Below are 26117 nucleotides of genomic sequence, written 5' to 3' on the forward strand. Positions count from 1 at the left end.
AACGGGGCGGGGGCTGCGAGAGCCCCCGCCCCGTTCCGAGCGGTTCTGTTCCGTCCTGTGCCGTCCTGTTCAGTCCTGTTCCCCGCTCTGTCCCGTTCGCTCCCGGGTGCGGTCAGAGGCGCTCGGGCACCGGGTTGCCGACCGCCTCGATCGCGCGTCGGACGGGGACCCGCAGCAGCACGGCGAAGCCGATCACGAAGAACACCAGCAGCGAGATGATCGCCGAGCGGTAGCTGCCGGTGATCTGGTAGGCCAGGCCGAAGACCAGCGGGCCCATCCAGCTCGTGCCGCGGTCGCTGACCTTGTAGACGCTGAAGTACTCGGCCTCCCGGCCGGCCGGGATCATGTGCGAGAACAGCGAGCGGGACAGCGCCTGGCTGCCGCCGAGCACCAGACCGATCATGCAGGCCAGGGCGTAGAACCAGGCGGGCTGGTGGGCCGGCATGAAGTAGCCGAGCGCGAGGGTCACCACCCAGCCGACCAGCGAGCCGAGGATGGTGCTCTTGGCACCGAAGCGGTGCGCGATCCGGCCGAGCAGCAGCGCGCCGCCGATCGCCACTATCTGCACCAGCAGCACGGCGACGACCAGCGAGGTCTGGTCCATGCCCAGTTCCTCGCTGCCGTACAGCGAGGCCTGCGAGACGACGGTCTGGATGCCGTCGTTGTAGCAGAGGAAGGCGCCCAGGTAGAGCAGGGTCAGCGGGTAGCGGCGCATGCCGCGCAGGGTGCGGCCGAGTTCGCGCAGGCTCCCGGCGGCCGGCTCGGCGTCCTTGCCGCCGGCGGCCTCCCCGGCTGCGACCCCGGTGGCGTCCCCGGTGCGCGCCGCCGGCACCCCGGGCCGCCCCGGGAGCACACCGGCCCGCGAGGGCAGGCGGAGCAGCGGCACCAGGGTGAAGATCGCCCACCACAGTCCCGCCGAGGCCAGGCAGATCCGCACGGCGGTGCCGGAGGACAGCCCGAACGCGTCGTGGCCCTGGAACAGCGCCAGGTTCGCGATCAGCAGCAGGCCGCCGCCCGCGTAGCCGTAGGCCCAGCCCTTGGAGGACACCGCGTCCCGCTCGTCGGGCGAGGCCAGGCCGGGGAGGTAGGCGTAGGAGAGCGCGACCGACACCGCGTACGCGATGTTCGCGACCACCAGCAGGCCGCCGCCGAGCAGGTAGCGGTCACCGCCGAGGAAGAACATGCCCATCGTCGCGGCCGAGCCGACGTACGCCGCGCCGCACATCAGCTCCTTGTGCCGCCCGGTGCGGTCCGCGACCGTCCCGAGCAGCAGCATCGCGCCGACCGACAGCAGCACCGAGAACGACACCGTGTACGGGAAGAACGAGCCTGCCCGGATCGACAGCCCGAGCGGGTGCACATTGCCCCGGGCGTCGGCCGCCTCCTTGGCGATGGAGGTCAGGTACGGGCCGAGGAAGACGGTGAGGACGGTGGCGGAGAAGGCCGCGTTCGCCCAGTCGTTGATGTACCAGCCGAACTGCATCCGGCGCAGCGCGCGGCCGTCGTCGGTGGCGGTCGCCGGATGCTCCGGCAGGTCGGTCGCGGTGCTCATGGGGCGGTTCCTATCACCGTGCTGGAGCCGTTGCCGCCGTGGGGCCAGCATCCGCGCTCGCGGAGGACATCGCGCAGGACGTCGATGCGATCGGCCATGATGCCATCCACACCCAGGTCGAGGAGAGCCCGGATCCGTGTGGCGTCGTCCACAGTCCAGACGTGAACCTGCAGGCCCAGACGGTGCGCGGCCCGGACGAAGGCCCGGTCGACCACCCGCACACCCCTGTGCCGCTCGGGCACCTGGGCGCAGGTCCCGGCCCACGGCGCCCCGCCGCCGCGCCCGAGCGGCCCGGCCAGCGAGCGCAGCCGCAGCCGCGCGACCTCGCGCGGGCCGAGCGAGGTGGCCAGCCGGGGCCCGGCGCCGGCCCGTACGGCGGCGAGCCGGGCGTCGGAGAAGCCGCCGACGCAGACCCGGTCCCAGGCCCCGGTCCGGCGCACCGCCTCGACCAGCGGGCCGACGGCGGGCGCCGCCTTGACGTCGATGTTGAAGCGGGCCTCGGGGAACGCGTCGAGCAGGTCCTCCAGCAGCGGTACCGGCTCGGTGCCGCCGATCCTGGCCTCCCGCACGGTGCGCCACGGCAGTTCGGCGAGCACCCCGGTGCGGTCGGTGACCCGGTCGAGCCGGCTGTCGTGGAACGCCACCAGGACGCCGTCGGCGGTGGCGTGGACGTCCGTCTCCAGGTACCGGTACCCGAGTGCGACGGCGGCCTCGAACGCGGCCAGCGAGTTCTCCGGCCGCCCGAGCTCACCGCCCCGGTGCGCGAAGGCGAGCGGCCCCGGATGGTCGAGGAAGGGGTGCATGACGTGCTCCGAGCTTGCTGGAATCGGTCGCCGCCGGACCTGCCGGCCCCGCGCGCGTTACATTGTGACACTTGCTGTCAAGATGTAACGGCGCAGGGTGCGGGGCGGCCGACCGGGGCGAATGCCGGGAGCGGCCGGATTCTCCGACCCGGCCGCTCCCGGCATTCGCCCGCTCCGGAGCGGTCAGGCCACTTCCTCCGGTATCCGCCCGCCGACGAGCGCGGCGAGTTCGCCGAACGTCCGGTGGGTGACGATCTCGATCGCGTCGATCTCGACCCGCAACTGGTCCTGGATCTCGGCCGCGAGATAGACGGCCACGACCGACGTACCGCCGGACTCGAAGAAGTCCGTGCCCTCGGTGACGTCTTCGCACCCGAGGAGCTCGGTCCACAGTGCCGCCAGGCGGCTGTTCACCTCTGCCATGTCGCACTCTCCTGACTGCCGGTAGGCAGGTTGGGAAGAAGTCCCGCCGAAGGTGCGGGACGTTCCATGGAAAACACCAGGTGGGACAAGCGCGCCGAGGAAGCGCGGAAATTCACGCCGGGGAACCGGCGGGACCCGTCGTCGCGAACACCGGCTTCAGTGCCCGGTCGCAGGCCCAGGCGGAGGCCAGGTCCTCGGCGACGATGCAGTACATGACGCCGTTGTTGCCGTCGAAGGCGTTGGTCAGCACGACACCGGTGCGGGTGGCCGGGTCGTAGCGGAGACCGGCGCCCTCGACGGCGGTGAGGGCGGCCGTGAACGAGGTGGTCGCCCAGCCCTCCGGCCACACCCGTTCGAGGATGATCCGGTCCTTGCCGAAGCCCTCGCCCACCACGGTCCCGCCGATCCGGCCGTAGATGTGGGTGGAGCCGGTGACCCGGCCGTTGTACTCGGTGAAGAGCACCTCGCGGTCCGGGGTCACGATCGCGTCCGGGCCCAGGACGCCCCGGTAGCCGATCGCGTGCAGCGCCTCGGCGAGCCGGCGCCCGCCGTCGCGGATTCCCTCGAGCACCTCCGGTTCCAGGCCCTGGGACGGCATGATCTGACCGACCGCGTAGGGGGCGGAGAGCAGTTCGCCGTCACCGGTCAGCTCCACGCCCTCCTCGGTGAGGAGGAACTCCGCGAAGAACGCGGAGCTGTCGCGGACGTAGCGCTCCGCGACCGGCCGCCCCCGCCCGCCGGCGGTCAGCCACTCCCACCGCTCCCGCAGGTAGGACCGCACGTCCTCGCGGCCGGTGACGGTGACCACCCGGCGGGCGCCGATCGGGCGGAAGCCCTCGCCCGTCGTCAGGATCTCGTTGCCGCGCCCGCCGGAGAGGAAGTCGTGCTTGACCATCACCGGGCCGCCGCCGAGCAGTTCCAGGATCGCCTCCTCCGCGACCTGGGGGCTGACGAGGACGGCGCCCGCCGGCATCGGCACTCCCGCGCCGCCCGCGATGGTCCGGAACGCCGACTTGCTGTTGACCATCACGCCGCCCGCCTGGTCCACGAAGCCGTGGCCCGGCATCGCGTCCCGCACGCCGAGGGCGGCGGCGAGGCGCGCCACGGCCGCGTCCGGCCACAGGGCGGACAGATGGGTCACCTCCCGCTCACCGACGGCCAGTTCGAGTGCCTCGACGAACTCCGGGTCGGCCAGGCGGGCGGGGGAGAGGGTGCCCTCGCCGGCGGCGTGGGCGGGCGGGACGACGACCGTCAGGCTCTCCCGCCGCACGCCGGTCAACGAGGTCACGTAGTCGAGGAAGTCCTCCTCGGGGCGCACCGGCAGGACGAGGATGTCGCCGTCCTCGGCGAACCAGGCGATCCGCTGCACCCACCAGCCGGTCCAGCCCCGGTCGGTGCGCACGTCCTCGCTGAAGTCGTTGCCGACGAGGACGCGGGTGGAGTGCGCGTTCCGGTCGGCCGTCCGCGCGGGCCGCGCGCCGGGCAGGATCAGCATCGGTTCTCCCGTTCGATCAGGTGGGCCATGGTGGCGACGGTGGGGGCGGCGAGGATCTCCAGGAGGTCCAGTTCGACGCCGAGTTCGGCCTGGAGTTCGGAGAGCAGGGCCAGCAGCTGGATCGAATCCCCGCCGCTGGAGACGAAGTTGCTGTGCAGTCGAGCCGACGGGATGCCGAGGACCCGGCACCACACGGCGGCCACCGCCCGTTCGGTCGGGGTGTTCGGGGCGTCGCCGGTGTCGGCGGGGGCCTCCTCGGGCGCGGGCAGCGCGGCGCGGTCGACCTTGCCGGTCGGGCCGAGCGGCAGCCGCTCCAGGGCGACCACCCGCCAGGGCACGGCGTGCTCGGGCAGGGTGCGGGCCAGGTAGCGCCCCAACTCCTCGGCGTCCGGCGGGAAGGCCGTCGCCGGGGTGACGTACGCGACCAGCCGGGCGGTCGGCCGCCGGGTGTCGACGGTCAGCACGGCCTCCGCGACCGTGGGGTGGCCGCGGAGCACCGCCTCGATCTCCCCGGGCTCGATCCGGTGGCCGCGGATCTTGATCTGCCGGTCCCGGCGGCCCAGGAACACCAGCGCCCCGTCGGCGCGGCGCCGCACCAGGTCGCCCGTGCGGTAGAACCGGGTGCCGTCCGGCGCGGTGCCGAACGCCGCGGCGGTGGCCTCGGGTTGGTCCCAGTAGCCGGCGGCCACCCGCTCGCCGCGGACCTCCAGCTCGCCGCGGAGTTCCGTGGGGTGCCCGTCCGCGTCGACGAGCCGGATCCGCACCCCTTCGACCGGACCGCCCACCGGGAGCGCGCCGCCGCCGAGGTCGGCCCGGCCGGCCAGGTGCTGGGTGACCAGGGTGCACTCGGTCGGGCCGAGCCCGTTGACCAGGGCAGTGCCGTCGGGGAAGGCCCTGAGGAAGCGGCGTAGGTCGTGCTGACCGGCCTCCTCGCCGCCGAGTACCACCACCCGGACGGTCCCGAGCGTGGCCTCGTGGTGCGCCGCGTCCTCGGCGAGGTCGCCGGTCAGGTGCCGGAAGACGGTCGGGGTGCAGTGCAGCACGGTGGCCCCGGCGTCGGCGAGCCGCCCGCGCAGCCGGGGCGCCGGGAGCAGCGGGTCCAGTACGTGGAGGGTGGCTCCGGTCAGCAGCGCGCCGTAGAGGTCCATCACGGCCGCGTCGAAGGTGTGGCGGGCCAGCAGCGGCACCTGGTCGCCCGGGCCGAGGCGGATCCGGTCCGCGTAGGTGAGCGCGTGCGCGAGGACGTTGCCCCGGGTCTGCATCACCGCCTTCGGCTTTCCGGTGGAGCCCGAGGTGTGCAGGAGGTACGCGAGCGCGTCGGGCCCGGCGGTGGGAGGCTCACCGGCGCCCGGCCGTACCTCGGCGGTGGGGCCGGGGTCGGTCGGGTCCAGGGGGACGATCTGCCGTCCCCGGGCCAGTAGCGAGGCGCGCTCCGCGAGTCCGGGGTCGCAGACGATCGCGGCGGCGTCGACGTCGAGCAGCAGCCTGGTCAGCCGGCCGTCCGGCTGCCGGGGATCCAGCGGGACGTACGCCGCGCCCGTCCTGAGCACCGACCAGGCGCCGACCACGGCGCCGATGTCGTGGTCGCAGAGCAGGGCGACGCGCTTGCCGGGGCCGCCGAACCGCCGCAGCCGTCGTGCCGCCGCGGCGGTGACGCGCTCCAGTCCGGCGTAGTCGAGCGCGCCCGAGGGGCCGGTCACGGCGGTGCGGTCGGCGTGCGTGGCCGCCGTCCGCAGGAACCGGTCGACCAGGGTCTCGCCCGGTCCGGCCGGCGCGGGGGCGGTGAAGCCCGCCGGGGCGGGCAGCGACCAGGCGTCGGCGGGCGGCTCGTCCTGCACCCGCAGCTCCCGGACCGGGCGTCCGGGGTCGGCGAGGGCCTCCTCGAGCAGGGTCAGGCAGTGGCCGAGCATCCAGGCGGCGGTCGAGCGGGACAGCAGGCTCGTGTTGTAGCGCAGGCACAGGCCGGCGGCCCCGTCCTCGCGCTCCAGCGACAGGGCGACGTCCGGCGCCGTTTCGCGCAGCTCGCGCTCACCGGGGTGGCCGGCGACGGCGCGCAGCTCCGGCGGTGCGGTGTGCGGGACGGCGGCAGCGGCGGCGGTGGCGTCCGCAATGGCGTCGGTGGCAGCGGCGCGGACGCGGGCGAGCTCCTCGGCGAACGGGGCCCCGGGCCGCAGCCGCAGGAGCAGCGGCAGGACCGTGGGGCCGGCCGCGGGGCCGGTCTGCGGGCCGGCGGCCAGGCCCAGCAGCAGTTCCGTCTGCCCGGTGTGACGGTGCAGCACGGCGGCCCAGGCGGTGAGCACCGTGATCGACGGGAGGACTCCCGCCGAGCCGCTCACCTCGTCGAGGCGGGCCGTCGTGGCGGCGGGAAGCGGCAGGCGCTCGGTCCCGGGGCGGTACGGCCCGGCGGTGGGCCGGGGCCGGTCGGTGGCCAGGTCGATCGCCGTCGCTCCGTCGAGGTGCCCGTGCCGGGCCCCGGACCGGATCGACGCGGTGTCCGTCATGTGGTCCCCCTTCGTGCTTCGGTGTCTGGGTGGCGCGACGGCGGCCCGCGGGCGCGACGGAGCGTCGGCCCGGCGGATCCCGCCGTCCTGCTGTCTGTGCTGTCCCTGCTGTCCGTACTGTTCCTGTCGTGCCGGTGTCCCTGGTGAGTCCGGTCAGGTCGGCTCGGTCGGCTCAGTCCGCTCGGTCGGCCGGCTGGTCCCGGTCGCCGTGCCAGGACCGCCAGAGCCGGGCGTACGGACCGTCCTGCCGCACCAACTGCTCATGGCTGCCGGTCTCGGTGATCCGGCCGTCCTCCATCACCACGACCCGGTCGGCGTCGTGCGCGGTGTGCAGCCGGTGGGCGACGGCGACGACCGCGCGCCCCTCCAGCACGGCGGCCAGGGCCCGTTCCAGCTGCCGCGCGGCCCGCGGGTCCAGGAGCGAGGTGGCCTCGTCCAGGACCACGGCGACCGGGTCGCTCAGCACCAGCCGGGCGAGGGCCAGTTGCTGCGCCTGGATCGGGGAGAGCGGTGCGGCGCCCGAGCCCACCTCGGTGTCCGGGCCCAGTTCGCGGGCCCACTCCCAGGCGTCGACGGCTTTCAGGGCGTGTTCGAGTTCGTGGTCCCCGGCGTCCGGCCGGGCGATCAGCAGATTGTCCCGCACGGTGCCGCGGAAGACGTGGTGCTCCTGGGTCACCAGGGCGATCTGGCGGCGGAGTTCGGCCACCGGGACGGCCGCCATCGACGTGCCGCCGATGGTGATCGAGCCGGCGGTGGGGGTGTGGAGCCCGGCCAGCAGTCCGGCGAGCGTGCTCTTCCCGGCGCCCGACGGACCGACGACCGCGATCCGCTCCCCGGCGCGGATGGTCAGATCGACGGAGTGCAGGATGTTCCGGCCCTCCCGGTAGGCGTGCGACACGCCTTTCAGGACGATGTCCTTCCCGGCGCCCGCCGGGGCCGGACGGGGGCCGGCCGTCCCGGACCGGTCGTCGGCGGACGTGCCGCGCTCGCCCGCGGACGCGCCGCGTTCGCCCACGGACGCGGGCCCCCGCACGCCGAGGATCCTGGCCAGGGAGGCCCCGCCGACCTGCAGTTCGTCCATCCAGTACAGCAGCCGGTCCACCGGGCCGATGATCTGCTGCACGTACAGGGTGGCCGCCGTCACGGCCGCCAGGGAGACGTGGCCGTCGAGGTAGAGCAGACCGCCGATCAGCAGGGTGGCGACCACCGGCAGCACATAGCCGGTGTCGGCGATCGGCAGGTAGACGCTCCGCAGGTGGAGCGTTCGGCGCTCGGCCGCGTAGGACTCGGCGATGTCCTCGTTGACCCGGGCGAAGCGGTGGTCGGCCAGCCGCAGCGCGTCCACGGTGCGCGCCCCGTCGACGGTCTCGCCGAGGCCCCCGGTGAGCCGGGCGTACGAGGCGTTCGCCCGCAGGTAGCCGGCCCGGGCCCGGCGCAGGTACCAGGTGGTCGACAGCCACAGGACGGGCACGGCGACCAGGCACGGCAGGACCAGCACCGGCGCGGTGAGGGCCACGGCGCCCAGCGTCAGCGCGACCGTCGCGAGTGCCACGAGGGTGTCGGGGACGGCGAGTTGCACGGTTCCGGCCAGCACGTCGATGTCCCGGGTGGTGCGGGTGATCAGCTCGCCGGGGCCGGCCCGTTCCACCGTGGCCAGCGGCAGGGCGAGCACCCGGTCGACGAACTCCTCGCGCAGCCGGGCGAGGACCTTCTCGCTGAGCCGCAGCGAGGCGAGCAGCGCGAAGCGGGTGAGGACGGCCTGGGCCACGACGGCGGCGCCGATCGTCAGCGCGGTGCCGGTGGCGCCGTCGATGCCGCCGCCCCGGCCCGCGTCCTCGACGAGTCCGCCGAGCAGTTTCGGCGCGACCAGCCCCGCCGCGGTGGCGAGGGCGTGCAGCAGCAGCGAGAACGAGAGCTGTCCCGGGTACCGGAGGGCGAGGCGCCTGGCGTACGCGCGCACCTCGCGGGGCGTCGCGACGGGAAGGGTGCTCATGCCACCGTCACCTCCCTGGTGACGACCGCGCGGTAGCGGGCGTCGGCGAGCAGTTCGCCGTGCCGGCCCTCGGCCACGACCGTGCCTCCCTCGACGAGGACCACGTGGTCGGCGCGGTCCAGCAGGATCGGGCTGGTGGTGAACACCACGGTCGACCGGCCGCGCCGGTGGGCGCCGAGCCGTTCGGCGATGCGGGCCTCGGTGTGGGCGTCGAGCGCGCTGGTCGGCTCGACCAGGACGAGCGTGTCCGGGTCCGCGACCAGGGCCCGGACCAGGTTCAGCCGCTGCCGCTGGCCGCCGGAGAACTCCCGGCCGCCGGTGATCTCCTGGCCGAGGCCCTCGGGCAGCGCCTCGACGACGTCGTGGGCCGAGGCGGTGTCGAGCGCCCTCCGCAGCCGGTCCGTGCGGCCGTCCGTGCCGCCGTCCGTGCCGCCGAGTGCCCGTCCGTCCGGCTGGCCGTCAGCCGCTCCGTCCGCCGGTCCGCCCGCCGCTCCGTCCGCTGCTCCGCCCGCCCGGCCGTGCGGATCGAGCTGGGCGGCGAGGCCGCCGGAGAACAGCCGGGCGTCGTGGTCGACGACCAGGATCCGGCGGCGCACCTCGGCGAGCGGGAACTCGGCCAGCGGGGTGCCGCCGAGGGTGGCCGGGGAGTCCACGTACCGGCCGAGCCGGTCGGCCAGCAGCAGCATGTCGTCCGGGCGGGCGCAGGCGACGGCGACGAACCGGCCCGGCGGGATCTCCAGGCCCGAGCCGGGGTCCCGCAGCGGCCCCCGCGCCCCCTCGGCGGCGAGGTCCCGGTCGCCCGAGCCGAGCCCGGGTTCCATCGCGAGGAGGTCGGTCACCATCCGGGCCGCGACGAACGCCCTGGTCAGCTGGTCGACCATGGAGGTCGCGCGGCGCAGCTGCTCGGCGAGGAACACGGCGTACCCGTAGAAGGCGACCAGCGCGCCCGGGCTCATCCGGCCGGTGCCGACGAAGTGGGCCCCGAGCCAGACGATCACGGTGACGAGGAGTCCGGGCAGCAGCAGCCGTCCGGCGGCCACGCTCGACTCGACGCCCGCGACCCGGACGCCCTCGTGGCGCACCCGCTGGGAGCGCTCGCGGTACCGGTCGGCGAAGACCCGCTCGCCGCCGATGCCGCGCAGGACCCGGAGGCCGTCGACGATGTCCACGGCGAGGTCCGCCAACGCGCCCTGCTCCTTCCGCAGGCCCTGCTGCCTGGCGTGCAGCAGCCGCATCAGCGCGGCGATCGCCGCCGCCGACAGCGGTACGCCGACCAGGGCGACCAGGCCGAGCTGCCAGGAGACGGTCAGCATGACGCCGGCGATGACCGCGATGGACACCACGGCGCCGCCGCCGCGGGCGGTGCTCTCCAGGGCGGCGCCGATCCGGGTGATGTCGGTGGCGCCGACGCTCACGACCGTGCCGGCGGAGACCCGCCGGGGCAGTTCCGCGCCCAGCTGGGCCGCCTTGCGGGTGACGAGCTGCATGGTGCGGTAACTGGCCCCGAACCGGTTGGTCACCGAGCAGCGGTCGCGCAGGGTGCCGGCGACGGCCTGGGTGACGCCGAGGCCGAGGACGACGGCGCACCAGGCCACCAGCGCGCCCTTGTCCCCGGCGATGAGCCCCCGGTCGACCCCGCGGCCGATCGCGGCGGGCACGAAGGCCTGGGCCAGGGTGCAGAGCACGCCGTAGCCCACGGCGAGGGCCGCGGAGGCGCGGTGGGCCGCCGCGAGCCACAGCAGGTAGCGGCCGGGGGAGCCGAGCGCGGGCTCGCCGGGGTCGGGTTCGGGGAAGGGGCGCATACCGGGGTTCAGGTCCTCTCTTTCGGAGCCCTAGGCCTTCGTGCCGAGGGTGAGACCGTGCTCGTAGGGGAGTCCGCCGACGGTCCGCACCTCGGTGAAGCCCACCCGGCGCAGCCACTCCTCGTAGTCCTTGGCCGGGTAGGCCATGCCCCGGCCGCTGGCGAGCACGTTGAAGTAGAGGCCCAGCCGGGCCGAGAAGATGCCCTCGGTCTCGTCGTCGGACACGTTGAAGCCGTAGACGAAGACCTTGCCGCCGGCGGGCAGGGCGTCGTACGCCTTGGTGAGCAGCGCGAGGATCTGCTCCTCGGCGAAGATCTCCAGGACGTGGCTGAAGAGCACGGCGTCGGCGCCGGGCGGGAACGCGTCCTCGAAGATGTCGCCGGGGTGCAGCCGCACCCGGTCGGCGAGTTCCGCGGCCGCGCCGGCGCCGGCGAGTCGCGACACGCTGGGCATGTCGAAGACGGTGGCCGTGAGTCGGGGATGGCGGCGGGCGAACTCGGCCGAGGTGGTGCCGTCGCCGCCGCCGATGTCGAGCAGGTGCCGCACGGTGGCGAACTCGTCCCGTTCGACCAGGGCGTCGACGGTCCGCAGGGTGAAGGCGCTCATCGCCCGGTGGAACACCGTCTCCAACTCGGGGTTGCGGGACAGGCGCTGGTAGAGCGTGGGCTCGTCGCCGGGGTGGTCGGCGAGCGCCGTGTTGGTGCCGGCGTGCAGGGCCCGGGTCATGTGCGAGAAGGCCGGGTAGTAGACCTCCTTCCAGCCCACCAGGATGTGGGACCAGCTGTCCGGTGCGTCGGTCGCCAGCAGGTCCGCGGCCACCGCGGAGTTGGCGTACTGGCCGTCGGTCCTGGTCAGGAGGCCGGTCGAGCAGACGCCCTGGAGGAGTACCCGGAGCTGGTGGGCGGGGATGCCGGTGACGGCGTGGAGCTGCTCGAACGAGGCCCGGTCGTGCTCCTGGAGGTACCGGAAGACGCCGAGCTCGACTGCTGTCGTCACCGCGTTGAAGAGCGCGGGGGCGTTCACCAGGAACCGGAAGCGTTCGTAGACCGGATCACCTTCGTGCGCGTTGCTCATATGGACGAGCATTCCCTTCTGGATCGTCGGCGGAAGACTTCCCGAAGCGCGACAACTCGGAACGCGAATAGCGGAGAACTCGGAAGCGCCCGAGGAATGCGGGCGGCCCGGACGGAACAATCGTCGCGGGGGCCGTCGATCCGGGGATCCACGGCCTGGGCCGGTCCGGTGGACACCCCGGCGCCCAGCAGATGGTACGTCACATTGCACCGGTAGGCGACCCCTCGGGATCAAGAAGCTCGGCGCGGCCGACTGTGTGCACTTATGGGTGAATCATCCCGCCGGAATCGAAGTCCCGTTCGTCACCGGGGTCTTGACGCGCGGTCGGGCGGGATGAAGTGATGGTGTGCGGACACCGCGTCCACCGGGGCGCATATGACGAGCCGTCAGATCGGCGGACGGTCGGTCCGGCGGATCGGCCGTCCCGGTTCCGGTGCAATTCCGCCCCCCCTGGACCCATGGGCGGCGAACGGCCGACCCCACTCGGTGATCACCCGGTCCCCGGACCTTTCACATGCCGGCAGAACCCCCACTGGAGGAGTCCGCGATGCAGCTGAACAGCTTCGACGAATGGTCGCCGCTCAAGGAGGTGATCGTCGGTTCGGCGGAGAACTACACCTCGCACGAGCGCGAGCTGTCCTTCGACCTGTTCTTCCACGACAACATCGCCAAGGACAACTCCTCGCGCTCGGAGTGGTACTACCCCCGGCTGACGGCCACCGCCGACGGCGGGCCGGGCGCCGGCTCCGGCCGGAAATCGATCAAGCAGCGCTATGTGGACGAGCTGAACGAGGATCTGGACGGCATCGTCAAGACACTCGAATCGCTCTCCGTGACGGTCCATCGGCCGATGAGCGTCGACGCCGCGACGGCCAGGGTCGAGACGCCGGCCTGGACGGCCTCGGTGGTGCCGCCCCTCAACGTCCGCGACAACACCCTGATCCTGGGTGACGAGATCATCGAGACGCCGCCGATGATCCGGTCCCGCTACTTCGAGACCCAGTTCCTCACCGGGATCTTCAACGACTACTTCCAGCAGGGCGCCCGCTGGACCGTCATGCCCCGCCCGCTGATGACGGACGCCTCCTTCGACCTCGACTACGCGCGCACCAGCACGGTCGGCGGGCCCACCGAGCCGATCGGGGACCCGCGGCCGTCCCCGTACGACGTCGGCTTCGAGATGATGTTCGACGGCGCCCAGTGCCTGCGGCTCGGACGCGACCTCGTCGTCAACATCTCCACCGCCAACCACGCGATGGCCTGCGACTGGCTGGAGCGCCACCTCGAGGGCCGGTTCCGGATCCACCGCGTACACCGGCTGAGTGACAGTCACATCGACAGCATGGTGCTGGCGTTGCGCCCGGGCACGCTGCTGGTCCGGTCCGAGCGGGTGGTCGAGAAGCTGCCCGAGGCGCTCCGGAAGTGGGACCTGATCGTCCCGCCGCCGGCCGAGGGCAACAACTTCCCGCGGTACGACGACGACGACCTGATTCTGACCAGCCCGTTCATCGACCTGAACGTGCTCTCCGTCGCCCCGGACACCGTCCTGGTCAACGAGGCCTGCCCGGAGCTCGCGCGCACGCTCGAACGGCACGGCTTCACCGTGGTGCCGGTCCGCCACCGCCACCGGAGGCTCTTCGGCGGCGGCTTCCACTGCTTCACCCTGGACACGGTCCGCGAGGGCGGGCCGGAGGACTACCTCGACTGACGGGCGACACCGAAGAAACCACCGAGGAAGCGTCCGGAGGAGACGACGATGAAAGTGGCCGACCGGAGTGTCCGGAACCGCCCGAAATCCTGGTCCGCGGAATCCCGAACGACATCCCCCGCGATCGTGGGGGTCGGCACCTCGGTGCCCGGCACCTCCTATGCGCAGCGCGAACTGCTGGACATCTTCGGCATCACCGACCCGCGGGTCCGCTCGATCTTCCTGAACAGTGCCATCGACCGCCGCGCGCTCACCCTCCCGCCGCGGCTGCCGGACGGCTCGATGCCCGTCGAGACCCAGGGCCAGCTGCTGGCGAAGCACGCCACCACCGGCCTGGCCCTGGGCCGGCGGGCGGTCGAGGCCTGCCTCGGGGCGGCCGGTGCGACCCTCGCCGATGTGCGGTACCTGTGCTGCGTCACCTCGACCGGACTCCTCACCCCGGGCTTCTCCGCGCTGCTGATCAAGGAGCTGGGCATCGACCGGCACTGCGCCCGGCTGGACGTGGTGGGCATGGGGTGCAACGCGGGCCTCAACGGCCTGACCTCGGTGGCCTCCTGGGCCGCCGCCCACCCCGGTGAGCTGGCCCTGATGGTCTGCATCGAGGCGTGCTCGGCGGCGTACGTGATGGACGGCACCATGCGCTCGGCCGTGGTCAACAGCCTCTTCGGGGACGGCTCGGCGGCGGTCGCCGTGGTCGCTCCGCCCACCGCCGCCCCGCCCACCGCCGCTCCCTCCGCCGTCGCTCCGCCCGCCCCGGGCCCCGCCGCCGCGCCCGCGGGCCCGGCACTGCTGCGCTTCTCCAGCTGCCTCGTCCCCGAGGCCTCCGCCGCGATGCGGTACGACTGGGACGACGTCCAGGGGAAATTCAGCTTCTATCTGGACCCGGACGTCCCCTACGTCGTGGGAGCGCACGCGGAACTCTCGCTCGACCGCCTCCTCGACGGAACGGGACTGAACCGGTCCGACATCTCCCACTGGGTGATCCATTCCGGCGGGAAGAAGGTCGTGGATTCGGTCCGGGTGAATCTCGGCCTCACCCGGAAGGACGTCCGGCACACCACCGGCGTCCTGCGCGACCACGGAAACCTTTCGAGCGGATCCTTTCTGTTCTCGTACCAGCGGCTCGCCGCCGAAGCCTGCGCCGAACCCGGCGAATTCGGCGTCCTCATGACCATGGGTCCCGGATCAACCATCGAACTGGCCCTGGTGGGCTGGTGACGGAAGGAATGGCGGTCACGATGCATGCGAACCTCGACCCGACCCCGCTGCCCGACGGACTCGGCCTCGAGGTGAGGATCGACGGGACCCGGCCGCTGGCCGAGCTGACGGCGGCGGTGAACGCCGTCTGCGACGAGGTGGAGAACCGGCCCGAGCGGTCCGTCGTGGTGCTGCGCCTCGACGCCACCCCGGCCGACTCCCGGTCCTGGCCCGGCGCCGTCGACGTCCGGCAGGTCAACCGCTGGGAGCGGGCCGTGCGCCGGTTCGAACGCCTGGCCGCGATGACCATCGCCGCCGCCCGGGGCGCCTGCGGGGGCCCGGCCCTGGACCTCCTGCTGGCGGCGGACTTCCGGATCGGCGCACCGGACCTGCTGCTGATGCTGCCCGTCAACGACGGCCACTTCTGGCCCGGCATGTCGCTCTACCGGCTGGTCCAGCACCTCGGGGTCGCCAGGGCCCGCCAGATCGTCATGTGGGGCAATGACATCTCGGTCGACCGGGCGCTGGAACTCGGCCTGGTCGACCAGCTCAGCGAGGACGTCGCGGAGGCCGTGCACACCGCGACCGTGCTGATGGGACGGATCTCTGACCGGGAGCTGGCCGTACGCCGCCAGCTCCTGCTGGAGGCCGGCTCGGCCGACTACGACGACGCCCTGGGCGCCCACCTGGCCGCCTGCGACCGCGAGCTGCGCAGGCTCGCCGCCGCCGCGGCCCCGGGCACACCGGGGAGCGCCCGGTGACGACCCCGGAGCGGGTGGCCCGGGCCCACCGCCAGGACGTCCTGGCCCGGGCCGGGGCCCGCCGGTGAGCCCCCGCCCGGTGCGCCTGGACGCCACCTCGCTGCACGCCTCGCTGGCGGAGCCCGTACTCGGCTCGATCGGCTTCCTCAACGAGGTCATGGCCCGCTACCCGGACGCCATCTCCTTCGCCCCGGGCGCCCCCCACCCCGACCTGCTGCCCGACCCGGCCCCCGGGCGCTACCTCGACCGCTTCCTCGACCACCTCGTCCGGGACCGCGGCCACACCCCGGAGCGGGCCCGCCGGCTGCTGCTGGAGTACGGGCCGAGCCGCGGGCTGATCGGGGACCTCGTCGCCGGGGCGCTGCGCCGGGACCACGCCGTCGACGTGCCGGACGCGGCGGTGGTGGTGACCGTCGGCGCCCAGGAGGCCATGTTCCTGACGCTGCGCACCCTGTTCGGCTCCCGGGGGGACGTGCTCGCCGTCGCCGACCCCTGCTTCGTCGGCATCAGGGGGGCCGCCCGGCTGCTCGACATCGACCTGGTCGGGGTCGAGGAGACCCCGCTCGGGCTCGACCTCGACGCCCTGGCGGCGCGCTGCCGGACCGCCCGCGGCACCGGCCGGCGGGTCCGCGCGTGCTACGTCGCACCCGACTTCGCCAACCCGGGCGGCGGCCGGATGCCGCTCGACGTCCGTCACCGCCTGCTCGAACTCGCCGACCGCGAGGACTTCCTGGTGCTGGAGGACAACGCCTACGGCTTCACCGCGGCGCCCGGGACGGAGCTGCCGCTGCTCAAGGCCCTGGACCGGAACCGGCGCGTGGTGCATCTCGGGACCTTCGCCAAGATCTGCTTCCCCGGCGCGCGGGTCGGCTACGTGGTGGCGGACCAGGAGGTCGTCCGGTCGGCCGGCCGGGGGACGCTGCTGGCCGACGAACTCGCGGCGGCCAAGAGCATGGTGACCGTCAACACCTCCCCGGTCTGCCAGGCCCTGATCGGCGGCATGCTGCTGGAGCACGGCGGCTCCCTGATGGCGCTCGGCCGGCGCAAGGCGGAGCTCTACCAGCGGAACCTCACCCACCTCGCCGAGGCGCTGGACCGCCACCTGGCCGACGGCCTGCCCGACGGAATCAGCTGGAACCGGCCCGAGGGCGGGTTCTTCGTCCGGATGACGCTGCCGGTGCCCGCCGACACCGCCCTGCTGGAACGGTCGGCGGCGGAGTACGGCGTGCTGTGGACGCCGATGGCGCCGTTCCACCTCGGCTCCGGGGGCGACCACCGGCTGCGGCTCTCCTGCAGCTACCTCGACCCCGGGGAGATCGAGACCGGGGTCGCGCGGCTCGCCGAGTTCCTGCGCAAGGAGGTCCGATGACGCACGCCGCCCGACCGACCCCGCCGCCGACCCCGCCGTGGTGCCCGTCGGCGTCCCCGCTGCCCACGGTCCGGCCCAACCCCTTCGACCCGCCGACCGACCTGGCCGACCACCGCGGCGGGGAGCCGATCCGCCCGCTGGCCTACCCCGACGGCCACACCGGCTGGCTGGTGACCGGCCACGCCCTGGCGCGGAGCGTGCTGGCCGACCCGCGGTTCAGCGCCGGCTCCGAGCTCAAACGGGCACCGGTGGCCCGGCCCGGCGCCGATCCCTTCTTCGGTGTCCCCGCGCTGCCCGGCTGGATGGTCGACATGGATCCCCCCGCCCACACCCGGGTCCGCCGGCCCCTGGCCGGCACCTTCACCGCACACCGGATGAAGGCCCTGCGGCCGAGGATCGAGCAGCTCGTCGACGAACACCTCACCGCCATGGCCGACTCGCGGCCGCCGGCCGACCTGGTCGAACGGTTCGCGCTGCCGGTGACCTCGCTCGCGATCTGCGAACTCCTCGGCGTGCCCTACGGCGAGCGGGCCGCCTTCCAGCGCGACAGCGCCCTCCTGTTCAGCCTGGACGCCTCCGCCGAGGAAGCCTCCCAGGCGATGGACCGCCTGGACGGGTTCCTTCGGGAGCTCACCCGGAGCAGGCGGACCCGGCCGGGCGACGACGTGCTGAGCATGCTCGTCGAGGACGGCACCCTGAGCACCGAGGAGATCGCCGGCGCCGGCGTCCTGCTGCTCACCGCCGGGCACGAGACGACCGCGAGTTCGCTCGCCCTCGGGACCTTCGCCCTGCTGTCGCACCCCGAGCAGCTGGCCGCGCTGAAGCGCGATCCGGGGCCGGCCGACAACGCGGTGGAGGAACTGCTGCGCTATCTGACGATCTTCCACTTCGGGGTGCCGCGGACGCCGCTGGAGGACGTCGAGCTCGGGGGCCGGCTGCTCAGGGCGGGGGAGTCGGTGACGGTGTCGCTGTCGGCGGCGAACCGGGACCCCGCCCGGTTCGCCGACCCCGACCGGCTGGACCTCTCCCGGCGGACCGCGGGCCATCTGGCCTTCGGCCACGGGATCCACCAGTGCCTGGGCCGGAACCTGGCGCGGATCGAGATGCGGGTCGCCTTCCCCGCCCTCTTCCGGCGCTTCCCGGACCTGGCCCTGGCGGTGCCGCCGGAGGAGGTCCCGCTCGCCGGCGACATGGGCTTCTACGGGGTGCACCGGCTGCCGGTCACCTGGTGAGTCCCGGCCCGGCCCCGGCAGCCCTCCCGTAGGCGACCGCAGCCCCACGACGAGTGAGAGGGAACCATGCACGGCACCACCATCTCGGCCATCGGATACGAGTGCGGCGACCTCCGCCCGGTGTCCGACCTGGCCGGGACCACGACCGCGGACATCTCCCCGCTGGTCACCGAGATCATCCACTTCCGGGAGAGCCGGCGCGAGATCTGGGACCTCGCGGCCACGGCCGCCGAGCGGACCCTCGCCACCGCCGCCCGGCCCGACCTCGTGGTCTACGTCAGCGAGAACGACCCGGACACCACCGGCTCGCTGGCCCGGATCCTGGACCGGCTCGGCCTCGACGACGTCGAGCACCTCGCCCTGTCCGGGCAGGACTGCGGCAACCTCGTCCCCGCCGTCCGGGTCGCCTCCGACGCCCTGGCCTCCGGCCGGAGCGAGCGCGTCCTGCTCCTGCTCGCCGACCGGGCGGAGGGCCGGGACCGGATCATGGCGAGCGGCCTGTCCGTGTTCAGCGACGGGGCCGCCGCCTGCCTCCTCTCCCGCGGGCCGGAGCCGGCCGGCCCCCGGCTCCGGGTGGAGGCCGCCGGCAGCCGCACGGCCGTCCGGCTCGCCGACGCCGACCCCGCCGAACAGGGCCTGCTCTCGACGGTCCGGCTCGCCTCCGAGACCGTCACCGCCCTGCTCGACACCCTCGGGCGGACCCGCGCCGACTTCCGGTACGCGATCCTGCCGAACTACCGCCCGGCCGCCCAGAAGTTCCTGCTCGCGGCCATGCGGATGCCCCCCGGCAAGCTCCTGCTCGGGCCCGTCACCGAACTCGGGCACTGCTTCTCGGCGGACCTCCTGATCACCCTGCACCGGCTGGCCGCCTCGGGCGCGCTCGACCCCGGGGACCGCCTCCTGCTCGCGACCGGCGGACCGTACTCCTGGTCGGCCCTGGCGGTCGAGTACACGCACGACGGACCGGCCCCGCGTCGATGACCCGGGAGCGACCGGCCGCACCCATGTCCGAAGGCCCATCCACCACGTGCCCCGCCCCGGGGCCGCACCCGGCAGGTGTCTCATGATCGACGACGCGTTCGTTTCGACGGTGAAGTCCCTGGAGGTCCCCGAGATGGGGACCGACTCCACCGCCCCGCTGCTGTACTGGCTCATCCGCACGCTCCGGCCGCAGCGCGTCCTGGAGGTCGGCATGGGGTACACCACCCCCTACCTGGCCAGGGCGCTCAAGGACAACAAGGAGGCCTTCGAGGCCGAACGCGCCCTGCTCGGCACCCCCGGGTCGGGCGACGCGCAGCCGCTCGCCCACGCCCCGTACTACGACGAGCCGTACGAGCCGAGGCTCATCTGCATCGACCGGATGACGGACACCTCCTCCTCCGCCCCCCGGGCCCTCGACGTGCTCGACCAACTGGACCTCACCGGCGTCTGCCAGGTCATCGAGGGCGACCTGCGGGGCTCGGCCGACAAGGTCAGGGACGCCTTCGGCCTGATCGACTTCGCCTGGATCGACACCTGGGACACGCTCGCCTTCGTCCGCGAGTACTGGGAGCTGGTCAACCCCGCCGGCGGCATGTTCGCCGCGCACTACCTGATGACGTACCCGCAGGGGCGGGCGGTGCTGCGCTACCTCGAATCCCTCAAGGGCCGGGACGGCGGCCGCCTCGAGATCACCAACCTCCGCGAACCGCACCGCTTCGGCCAGAACAGCACCACGCTGATCCGCCGGATCCGCGACTACGTGGACCCCGAGGACCTGCGCCCGCAGGGGAACAGCAACGACCCGACCGGCGTACTCGCCATCGACTGACGGAGGAACACCGTGCACGTCTATTCCGTGACCCCGGAATCGGCAAGCCAGCAGCGTGAGTTCGAGCAGGACTACCTCTCCCGGCTGCGGGAGGCCGGAGCGGCCTGCGAGCGCGCCGGCTGGTCGGGCGTCCTCGTCCCGCACAACCTCCACGAGGTCGACCCCTGGCTGATCGCCGGCCAGCTCGGCGCCGCCACCGACACCCTCGTCCCGCTCGTCGCCGTCCAGCCCTCCTCACTGCCGCCCCACACCGCCGCCGCGATGGCCGCGGCGTACGCGACCCTGTACGGCCGCCCGCTGCACTTCAACCTGGTCGCCGGCGCCCGGGACGACGAACTGCGCCGCACCGGCGACCGGCTCGGCCACGACGAGCGGTACGAGCGGATGCGCGAGTACGGGCTGGTCCTGCGCGCCCTGCTGCGCGGCGAGGAGGTCGACACCGAGGGGCGCTTCTACACGTACCGCGGGTTCCGGCTGGAGCCCCGGCCCGAAGTCCTCTCGCAGTGCAAGCTGTTCGTCGCCGGCTCCTCCCCGGCCAGCATCGGCGTGGCCAGGGACGTCGCCGACGTGGTGGTCACCCACCCCGCCCGCTACCCGGAGTGGGAGGAGTCCTTCCTGAAGCCGCTGCTGGCCGGCGGCTACACGGGCGAACTCGGGATCCGGATCGGCATCGTCGCCGGGTCGGCCGGGGAGGACGCCTGGGCGACGGCCAGGGAGCGGTTCCCCGAGACCTGGCAGGGCCGGCAGGAGACGCTGCTCAAGACCGTCTCCCAGAGCTCCTGGTCGCGCCAACTGGCCGTCGACGCCCTGGCCGAGGCCGCCGAGGCCGCCGAGGCCGCCGAGGAGAAGGAACCGGGCACGGACGCGGAGCCGGACGTGTACTGGCTGGGCGCCTTCCGCAGCGGCCAGGCCAGCGCGCCGTTCCTGGTCGGCAGCCACGAGGACGTCGGCTCCCGGCTCGCCGAGTACCTGCGCGCCGGGGTCGGGCACGTCCTGCTCAACGGCAGCTACGAGGACGACCACGAGGACATCAACCGGGCACTCCTCGCGGCCCGGCGGGCGGCCGGCTCCTAGGAGTTGGCGCCCGGCCGGTTCCCGGGGCGGGCCCGACCGGGCCGCGTCCCACTGTCGATCCACGGAGGGGTGGAGAAGTTGAGTCTTGTCGCACGGAGCGGTCCGCTCACCGAACAGCAGGAACGCTGGTGGCTGCGGCTCTACTGGCGGGAGAAGGGGGACATCGACAACGCCTGGTCCAAGCAGTGGGACCTCCCGGCGGGCATCTCCGTCGAGGCGGCGACGGCGGCGCTGACGGTGCTGGTCGAGCGGCACGAGGTGCTCAGGACCGGGTTCGGGCTCGGCCCGGACAACCTTCCGTACCAACTGGTCTTCGAGGCCGAGGGCTTCCGACTGCCGCTGGCCGTAGCCGAGTTGGGCACCCTGGCGGAGTACGGCGAGGAGGGCGGGATCCACCCGCTCGTCGGCGGCTCGATGTACACCCGGCCGCTGTGGTCGGTGCGGCTGTTCGTCGAGGACGACGAGGTCCGGGTACTCAGCCTCGTCTTCGAGCACATCATCCTCGACGGCTCCGGGGTGCGGAACCTCAGGGAACAGTTCCTGGCGCTCTGCGCGGGGACCGGGAGGCCCCTGCGGATCACCCACCCGCTCGACCGGGCGGCCAAGGAGCACCGGATCCCGCGGACCCCGGAGAGTCGGGCGCGGTACAGCCCGGACCCCCGGGCGCTGGCCCCCCGGCTGCTGGTCCCGGCCACCGTGAAGGAGGAGACCCCGGAGCCGCGGTTCCTGATGTCCGCGGTGCGCTACGAGGGCCTCCTGCCGCTCCTGGACCGGGTCGGCCGGGCGCACGGGGTGTCCCGGGCCATGGTGCTGATGCACGCCATCGGCTGGCTGATCTCCCGCTACTCGGACATCCCCCGGATCATGGTCGTCAACGCGATCGGCCTGCGGCTGCCCAGTGACGACAGCATCGACCTCGTCGCCAAGGCGCTCGAGATCATGGTGGACCTCGACGAGGACCGGACGCTGGCGGAGTCCCTGACCGCGGTCTCCGCCGGGGCCCTGCGCGCCTACACCGAGGAACTGCGGCTGGGCATTCGGGACCAGGACTCCCGGCTGCGGCTGGAGAAGGAGCGCGGCATCGGATCCGTCCGGGGCCTCTACTTCAACTACCAGGGGCCCTCGGAGCCGGACATCCCGGAGGCGGACGGAAGCCCGGTCGCGGAGGTCGAGGTGACCCGCACCGACGAATGGCGGTCCGGCGAAGAGCCCTGGAGCTACGCCACCTGGATCTACGTCGACGACACCACCGTGGCCGTCGACTTCGACGTGGACGTGGTGATGCTCCCGGCCGGGACGGTCCACCGGATGTCCGAACTGCTGCCGAGGTTCGTCCAGTTGGTCGCCGAGCAGCCGGACGCCCCGCTGGCCGCCGCCCGCGCGCTGCTCCCGCCGGACTTCGTGCGCCCGACCGAGGCCCGGCTGGTGCGGGGGACCTGGGTCCACCTCGACACCGTCGCCGGGGTGGTCGCCGGCTGCCCCGGGGTGCTCGCCGCCGAAGTGTCCGAGGAGGACGACGAGATCGTGGCGCGGGTGTCCCTCGACGGGCCGACCTGCCTGTTCGACGTGCACGAGTACGTGCTGTCCCGGCTGCACCTGGAGGGCGACCTGATCGCGCCCCACCGCTACCGCCTCGCCGAGGGCTCCGCGAGCCGTGCCACCGGCCCCGGTCTCCCCGACCTGGCGGCCGGCGCCGAGTGGCTGCCGCGCGACGGCATCCCGGTGCTCGGCCCCACGACCGAGCCCGAGCGCGAACTCGTCGCCGCCCTGCGGGAGACCCACGGCATCGGGCCGGTCAACCTGGCCCTCACCTACGCGGAGGCGGGCGGCCGCGCCGTCCTCGCCCCCGCCCTGGTCGAGACCCTGCGCCGCCGGGGCCTCGAGGGCCTGCAACTCCCGCACTTCGCCACCGCGCACACCCTCCGGGCGATCGCCAGGGCGCTGGTCCGCAGGACGCCCGGTCACGCGATCTGACCCGGGCGAGGTGCCTCTGGCGGGGGGCCGGTCGAAGCACCTCGGAGGAAGCGGCACGACCGTAGTGGCGCGACCGGACCGGCACGACCGTAGTGGCACGACCGAACCGGCTCGACCGAACCGGCTCGACCGAACGGGCTCGACCGAAGTGATTCAGAACGAGGGAACGACAAGTGACAGAACGTCTTGACATCCTGGTGGGCGGTAGGAAGGTCGGCGTACGGGTCGCGGCGGCCCGGCCCGGGGGCGGCGCCGCGGGCGCCGTCCTCTGGCCGAGCATCGGCGAGTACCCGGTCTACGACCCCGAGCTCTACGGCGTGCTGACGTCCGACGAGAGCCGGGTGGACCGGTTCCGCGCGGCGGTCCGCGCCTTGGCGCCGGGGCGGCGGGTGCTCGACATCGGTACCGGCGAACACCTCAACTGGGCCCGGGAGAGCGTGTCCTGCGGCGCGAGCGGCGCCGTCGCGATCGAGGCCATGGCGGAGAGCTTCCGCAACGCGTCGGCGAACCGCCTGGCCTGGGGCCTCGCGGACCGGGTCACCCTGCTGCACGGAGCGTCCACCGAGCTGGAGATCGGGCCCCGGGCGGAGGTCTGCGTGGCCGAGGTGATCGGGTCGGTCGCGGGCGCGGAGGGCGCGGCCGTGGTCCTGGCCGACGCCCGGCGCCGGCACCTGGTGCCCGGCGGAGTCGTCGTGCCGCACCGGTGCGTCACCCGGGCGGCCGCGGTGAACCTCCGGGAGGTGCTGGGCGGCGCCCCGGTGGCCTTCGCTCCCGAGGCGGTCCCCTACCTGGAACGGATCTTCGACTGGAGCGGGGCGCCGTTCGACGTCCGCCTGCGGATCGCCGACCCGGCCCCGGAAGCACTCCTCTCGACCGAGGAGGAGGTCGAAGTCCTCGAGTTCAACGGTGATCTGCGGGCGGAGCAGGAGCGGCGGGTCCGGCTGACGGTCCGCCGCCCGGGCAGCGTGGACGGCGTGCTCACCTGGCTCCGGATCTCCTGCCTCCCGGACGAGGAACCCCTGGACGCCCTCCGGGATCCGACCAGCTGGGCTTCGGTGTACTTCCCGCTGTTCGACGCCGAGGTCCCGGTCGAGCGCGGCGACACGCTCGACCTGACCTTCCGGGTCCGGACCGGTACCGACGGCGTCCACCCGGACTACCACCTGGCCGCCACCCTGCGCACCGCGGCCGGGGAACTCTCCGCCACCCACAGCTCGCCGCACCGCGGCCTGGGCTTCCGCGAACACCCCGTCCACCGGACGCTGTTCCCGGCGTAGCCGCCCTGGCCCGGCTGTCCGGCCGCCCGGCTGCCCGGCGGTCGTGCAGCAGTGCCTCAGCGGTCGTGCGGCTGTGCCTCAGCGGTCGTGCAGGGCCCACCGGCCGCTCTCGACCCGGACCGTGTCGGTGCCCGGCAGGGCGATGAGTTCGGGTTTGAACAGCGGCGGCGCGTCCATCGCGGGCTCCCAGGTCGCCAGCTTCTCGTCCTGGGGGACCTCGATCCGCCGGTTCGCGGCGAGGTCGGCGACCACCTTCAGCAGCAGCCGCACCCCGAGCGGCGCCAGATGGTCCCGCCACAGGGTCTGCGCGGTCGAGCCCGGCGGCACCAGAAGGTGCTCCTGGGCGGCGAGCGGCCCGCCGTCCGTGCGCTCGGTGAGGTGGTAGACGCTGCCGCCGGTCACCTTGTCGCCGTCCCGGACCGTCCACCGGATCGCGTCCCGGCCCCGGTGCAGCGGCAGCAGACTGGGGTGGTAGCCGATGGTCGCGACCGAGGCCCTGGCCCGGGTCCGCCGGCCGAGGAAGGCGTGCGAGTGCGCGGCGAGGATGATGTCCACCCCGTCCGGGATGTGCACCGCCCGCAGCTCCGCCGAATCCGTCCACGGGACGTCCCGGTGGTACGCCCAGGAGCGCAGCCGGTCCCAGGACATCGCGTCGCCCTCGTCGGACTTCCCCTTGCGCAGCCGGGGGGCGGCCGCGCCGACGATCTTGTGCCCCTCGTCCAGCAGGGCCTCCGCGACCTGGACCGCGAACGCCCCCTGTCCTGACATGTAGATGTTCATCCGCACTCCTGCGCTCACTGATCGGACGGTGGCCGGCGTCAGGCGTCGGCGGCCCTCGGTCCGGAGGGGTCGGGGGTGAACCGCACCGGCATCGTGGAGAACCCGGTCAGGAAGTTCGACCGGATCCGCCGCGGCTCCTCGGTCTGCTCGAAGCCGGCGGTGAAGTCCCGGAGCGCGTCGAGCAGTTCGGCGATCTCCACCTTGGCCAGGTACGAGCCGACACAGAAGTGCGGACCGTAGCCGAAGGCCATGTGCCGGTTCGGCGCGCGGCCGAGGTCGAACACTCCGGGCCGGTCGAAGACCCGCTCGTCCCGGTTCCCGGAGGCGTGCCAGAGGGTGACGATCTCGCCCGGCCGCAGCCGGACGCCGTGCAGTTCGGTCTCCCGCTCGACGCTGCGCCCGAAGTGCATGGTGGGCGAGGCCCAGCGCAGCACCTCGTCCACCGCCGTCCCGACCGCGACCTCGCCGTGCTTGAACCGCCGCCACTCGTCGGGCCGGGCCGCCAGGGTGTGGAGGCAGTCGATCATCGTCAGCCGGCTGGTCTCGTCGCCCCCGATGATCAGGCTGTAGCAGTTGAGCACCACGTCCTCGTCGGACAGCGGCACCCCGTCGATCGAACTGGCGATCAGCATGCTGATCACGTCCTCGCCCGGCGACTCGCGGCGCTCCTCGACGACGTCCATGAAGTACATCAGGATCTCGTTGCGGGCCATCTCGGAGTCGACCGCGTCGACGTCCTCCCCCTCCGCCGAGAGTGCCGCCTTCGTCAGGCTCAGCAGGTAGTCCCGGTCCTCCTCGGGCACCCCGAGCAGGCTGGAGATGGTGGTCATCGGGATCCGGCTCGCGATCTCCTCGGCGAACTCGCAGGTGCCGGCCTCGACCGCCTCCCGGATCCACCGCCGGGTGTTGACCCGGACCGTGCGCGCGACCTCGTCCAGGACCCGCGGCGAGAGCACCCGTTGCAGGATCTTGCGCAGTTCGTGGTGCCGGTGCCCGTCGGTGACGGCCAGCATCCGGCCGGCCGCCGCGTCGCCGCCCTCCAGCAGGGTGACGAGCACATTGCCGCGCTCCGAGGTGAAGTTCACGTTGTCGCGGTAGGTGGCGATGATGTCCTCGTGGCGGGACAGCACCCAGAACCCCCGCCGGCCGTCGGCCGGCGGGTTCCAGTGCAGCGGCGCGTGGTCGCGCAGCCCGCGCCAGTAGCCGTCGAGGTCGGGGCCGTGGTCGGCGAAGGTCGCCGGGTCGCCCAGGTCCAGGGCATCCAGGGCCGGGACCGGTGTGGAGGCGTTCAT

At 73.5% G+C, this 26117-nt stretch carries 20 protein-coding genes; 10 read left to right on the top strand and 10 right to left on the bottom strand.

Going from position 1 to position 26117, the window contains the following annotated elements; translation table 11 throughout:
- Positions 1–112 precede the first annotated feature (112 nt).
- From SM793_RS04985 to SM793_RS05020, 8 genes are all read right to left on the bottom strand, one after another.
- Complete coding sequence (locus SM793_RS04985) at positions 113–1552, bottom strand: MFS transporter (protein WP_413815877.1); 1440 nt, start codon at positions 1550–1552, stop codon at positions 113–115.
- Positions 1549–2355 carry a glycerophosphodiester phosphodiesterase gene (locus SM793_RS04990; RefSeq protein ID WP_320436769.1) on the bottom strand — a complete coding sequence of 269 codons (807 nt, stop codon included), beginning with the start codon at positions 2353–2355 and terminating at the stop codon, positions 1549–1551. Before SM793_RS04990 ends, SM793_RS04985 begins: the two co-directional genes overlap by 4 nt.
- Positions 2356–2538: 183 nt before the next feature.
- Positions 2539–2778, bottom strand: coding sequence for an acyl carrier protein (locus tag SM793_RS04995; protein WP_320436770.1), 240 nt, complete (start codon positions 2776–2778; stop codon positions 2539–2541).
- 112 nt (positions 2779–2890) lie between these two features.
- Positions 2891–4273, bottom strand: coding sequence for a peptide ligase PGM1-related protein (locus tag SM793_RS05000; RefSeq protein ID WP_320436771.1), 1383 nt, complete (start codon positions 4271–4273; stop codon positions 2891–2893).
- Positions 4267–6774, bottom strand: a complete 2508-nt coding sequence (locus SM793_RS05005) for an amino acid adenylation domain-containing protein (protein ID WP_320436772.1) — start codon at positions 6772–6774, stop codon at positions 4267–4269. Before SM793_RS05005 ends, SM793_RS05000 begins: the two co-directional genes overlap by 7 nt.
- 172 nt (positions 6775–6946) lie before the next feature.
- Positions 6947–8767, bottom strand: a complete 1821-nt coding sequence (locus tag SM793_RS05010; protein ID WP_320436773.1) for an ABC transporter ATP-binding protein — start codon at positions 8765–8767, stop codon at positions 6947–6949.
- Complete coding sequence (locus tag SM793_RS05015) at positions 8764–10569, bottom strand: ABC transporter ATP-binding protein (protein WP_320436774.1); 1806 nt, start codon at positions 10567–10569, stop codon at positions 8764–8766. Before SM793_RS05015 ends, SM793_RS05010 begins: the two co-directional genes overlap by 4 nt.
- 30 nt (positions 10570–10599) lie before the next feature.
- Complete coding sequence (locus SM793_RS05020; protein WP_320436775.1) at positions 10600–11643, bottom strand: methyltransferase; 1044 nt, start codon at positions 11641–11643, stop codon at positions 10600–10602.
- 547 nt (positions 11644–12190) lie between these two features.
- On the opposite strand from SM793_RS05020, the gene SM793_RS05025 reads away from it, so the two are divergent.
- The 10 genes from SM793_RS05025 (at position 12191) to SM793_RS05070 (ending at position 24045) form a co-directional block, all read left to right on the top strand.
- On the top strand, positions 12191–13351 hold the full coding sequence (locus SM793_RS05025; protein WP_320436776.1) for a glycine amidinotransferase: 1161 nt from the start codon (positions 12191–12193) through the stop codon (positions 13349–13351).
- Between the two features lie 123 nt (positions 13352–13474).
- A complete protein-coding gene (dpgA, locus tag SM793_RS05030; protein ID WP_320436833.1) occupies positions 13475–14569 on the top strand; it encodes a 3,5-dihydroxyphenylacetyl-CoA synthase DpgA in 1095 nt (364 codons plus the stop codon).
- 20 nt (positions 14570–14589) lie between these two features.
- A complete protein-coding gene (gene dpgB / locus SM793_RS05035) occupies positions 14590–15309 on the top strand; it encodes an enoyl-CoA-hydratase DpgB (RefSeq protein WP_320436777.1) in 720 nt (239 codons plus the stop codon).
- Positions 15310–15373: 64 nt separating this feature from the next.
- On the top strand, positions 15374–16678 hold the full coding sequence (locus SM793_RS05040; RefSeq protein ID WP_320436778.1) for a PLP-dependent aminotransferase family protein: 1305 nt from the start codon (positions 15374–15376) through the stop codon (positions 16676–16678).
- Positions 16675–17910, top strand: a complete 1236-nt coding sequence (locus SM793_RS05045) for a cytochrome P450 (protein ID WP_320436779.1) — start codon at positions 16675–16677, stop codon at positions 17908–17910. The genes SM793_RS05040 and SM793_RS05045 overlap by 4 nt, the downstream gene beginning before the upstream one ends.
- A gap of 66 nt (positions 17911–17976) precedes the next feature.
- Positions 17977–18891, top strand: coding sequence for a 3-oxoacyl-[acyl-carrier-protein] synthase III C-terminal domain-containing protein (locus SM793_RS05050; protein WP_320436780.1), 915 nt, complete (start codon positions 17977–17979; stop codon positions 18889–18891).
- A gap of 82 nt (positions 18892–18973) precedes the next feature.
- The gene (locus SM793_RS05055) at positions 18974–19720 is read left to right on the top strand and encodes a class I SAM-dependent methyltransferase (RefSeq protein WP_320436781.1); all 747 of its coding nucleotides are present in this window, start codon (positions 18974–18976) and stop codon (positions 19718–19720) included.
- Positions 19721–19732: 12 nt separating this feature from the next.
- Positions 19733–20794 (top strand): LLM class flavin-dependent oxidoreductase, encoded by a 1062-nt coding sequence (locus SM793_RS05060; protein WP_320436782.1) that lies wholly within the window; start codon positions 19733–19735, stop codon positions 20792–20794.
- A 78-nt stretch (positions 20795–20872) separates the two neighbouring features.
- Entirely contained in the window at positions 20873–22768 is a 1896-nt protein-coding gene (locus SM793_RS05065) for a condensation domain-containing protein (protein WP_320436783.1), read from the top strand.
- 173 nt (positions 22769–22941) lie between these two features.
- Positions 22942–24045: a class I SAM-dependent methyltransferase gene (locus SM793_RS05070; RefSeq protein ID WP_320436784.1), complete on the top strand. Its 1104-nt coding sequence runs from the start codon at positions 22942–22944 to the stop codon at positions 24043–24045.
- 78 nt (positions 24046–24123) lie between these two features.
- Here the strand turns inward: SM793_RS05070 and SM793_RS05075 are convergent, their stop codons facing one another.
- The gene (locus SM793_RS05075; RefSeq protein ID WP_320436785.1) at positions 24124–24825 is read right to left on the bottom strand and encodes a formyltransferase family protein; all 702 of its coding nucleotides are present in this window, start codon (positions 24823–24825) and stop codon (positions 24124–24126) included.
- A 38-nt stretch (positions 24826–24863) separates the two neighbouring features.
- On the bottom strand, positions 24864–26117 hold the full coding sequence (locus tag SM793_RS05080; RefSeq protein ID WP_320436786.1) for a cytochrome P450: 1254 nt from the start codon (positions 26115–26117) through the stop codon (positions 24864–24866).

Source organism: Kitasatospora purpeofusca (assembly GCF_034043715.1).
Classification (GTDB): Bacteria; Actinomycetota; Actinomycetes; order Streptomycetales; family Streptomycetaceae; genus Kitasatospora; species Kitasatospora purpeofusca_A.

Coding starts and splice junctions, on each gene's coding strand:
- SM793_RS04985 (WP_413815877.1), bottom strand. CDS start 1,552: ATGAGCACCGCGACCGACCTGCCGGAGCATCCGGCGACCGCCACCGAC.
- SM793_RS04990 (WP_320436769.1), bottom strand. CDS start 2,355: ATGCACCCCTTCCTCGACCATCCGGGGCCGCTCGCCTTCGCGCACCGG.
- SM793_RS04995 (WP_320436770.1), bottom strand. CDS start 2,778: ATGGCAGAGGTGAACAGCCGCCTGGCGGCACTGTGGACCGAGCTCCTC.
- SM793_RS05000 (WP_320436771.1), bottom strand. CDS start 4,273: ATGCTGATCCTGCCCGGCGCGCGGCCCGCGCGGACGGCCGACCGGAAC.
- SM793_RS05005 (WP_320436772.1), bottom strand. CDS start 6,774: ATGACGGACACCGCGTCGATCCGGTCCGGGGCCCGGCACGGGCACCTC.
- SM793_RS05010 (WP_320436773.1), bottom strand. CDS start 8,767: ATGAGCACCCTTCCCGTCGCGACGCCCCGCGAGGTGCGCGCGTACGCC.
- SM793_RS05015 (WP_320436774.1), bottom strand. CDS start 10,569: ATGCGCCCCTTCCCCGAACCCGACCCCGGCGAGCCCGCGCTCGGCTCC.
- SM793_RS05020 (WP_320436775.1), bottom strand. CDS start 11,643: ATGAGCAACGCGCACGAAGGTGATCCGGTCTACGAACGCTTCCGGTTC.
- SM793_RS05025 (WP_320436776.1), top strand. CDS start 12,191: ATGCAGCTGAACAGCTTCGACGAATGGTCGCCGCTCAAGGAGGTGATC.
- dpgB (WP_320436777.1), top strand. CDS start 14,590: ATGCATGCGAACCTCGACCCGACCCCGCTGCCCGACGGACTCGGCCTC.
- SM793_RS05045 (WP_320436779.1), top strand. CDS start 16,675: ATGACGCACGCCGCCCGACCGACCCCGCCGCCGACCCCGCCGTGGTGC.
- SM793_RS05050 (WP_320436780.1), top strand. CDS start 17,977: ATGCACGGCACCACCATCTCGGCCATCGGATACGAGTGCGGCGACCTC.
- SM793_RS05055 (WP_320436781.1), top strand. CDS start 18,974: ATGATCGACGACGCGTTCGTTTCGACGGTGAAGTCCCTGGAGGTCCCC.
- SM793_RS05075 (WP_320436785.1), bottom strand. CDS start 24,825: ATGAACATCTACATGTCAGGACAGGGGGCGTTCGCGGTCCAGGTCGCG.
- SM793_RS05080 (WP_320436786.1), bottom strand. CDS start 26,117: ATGAACGCCTCCACACCGGTCCCGGCCCTGGATGCCCTGGACCTGGGC.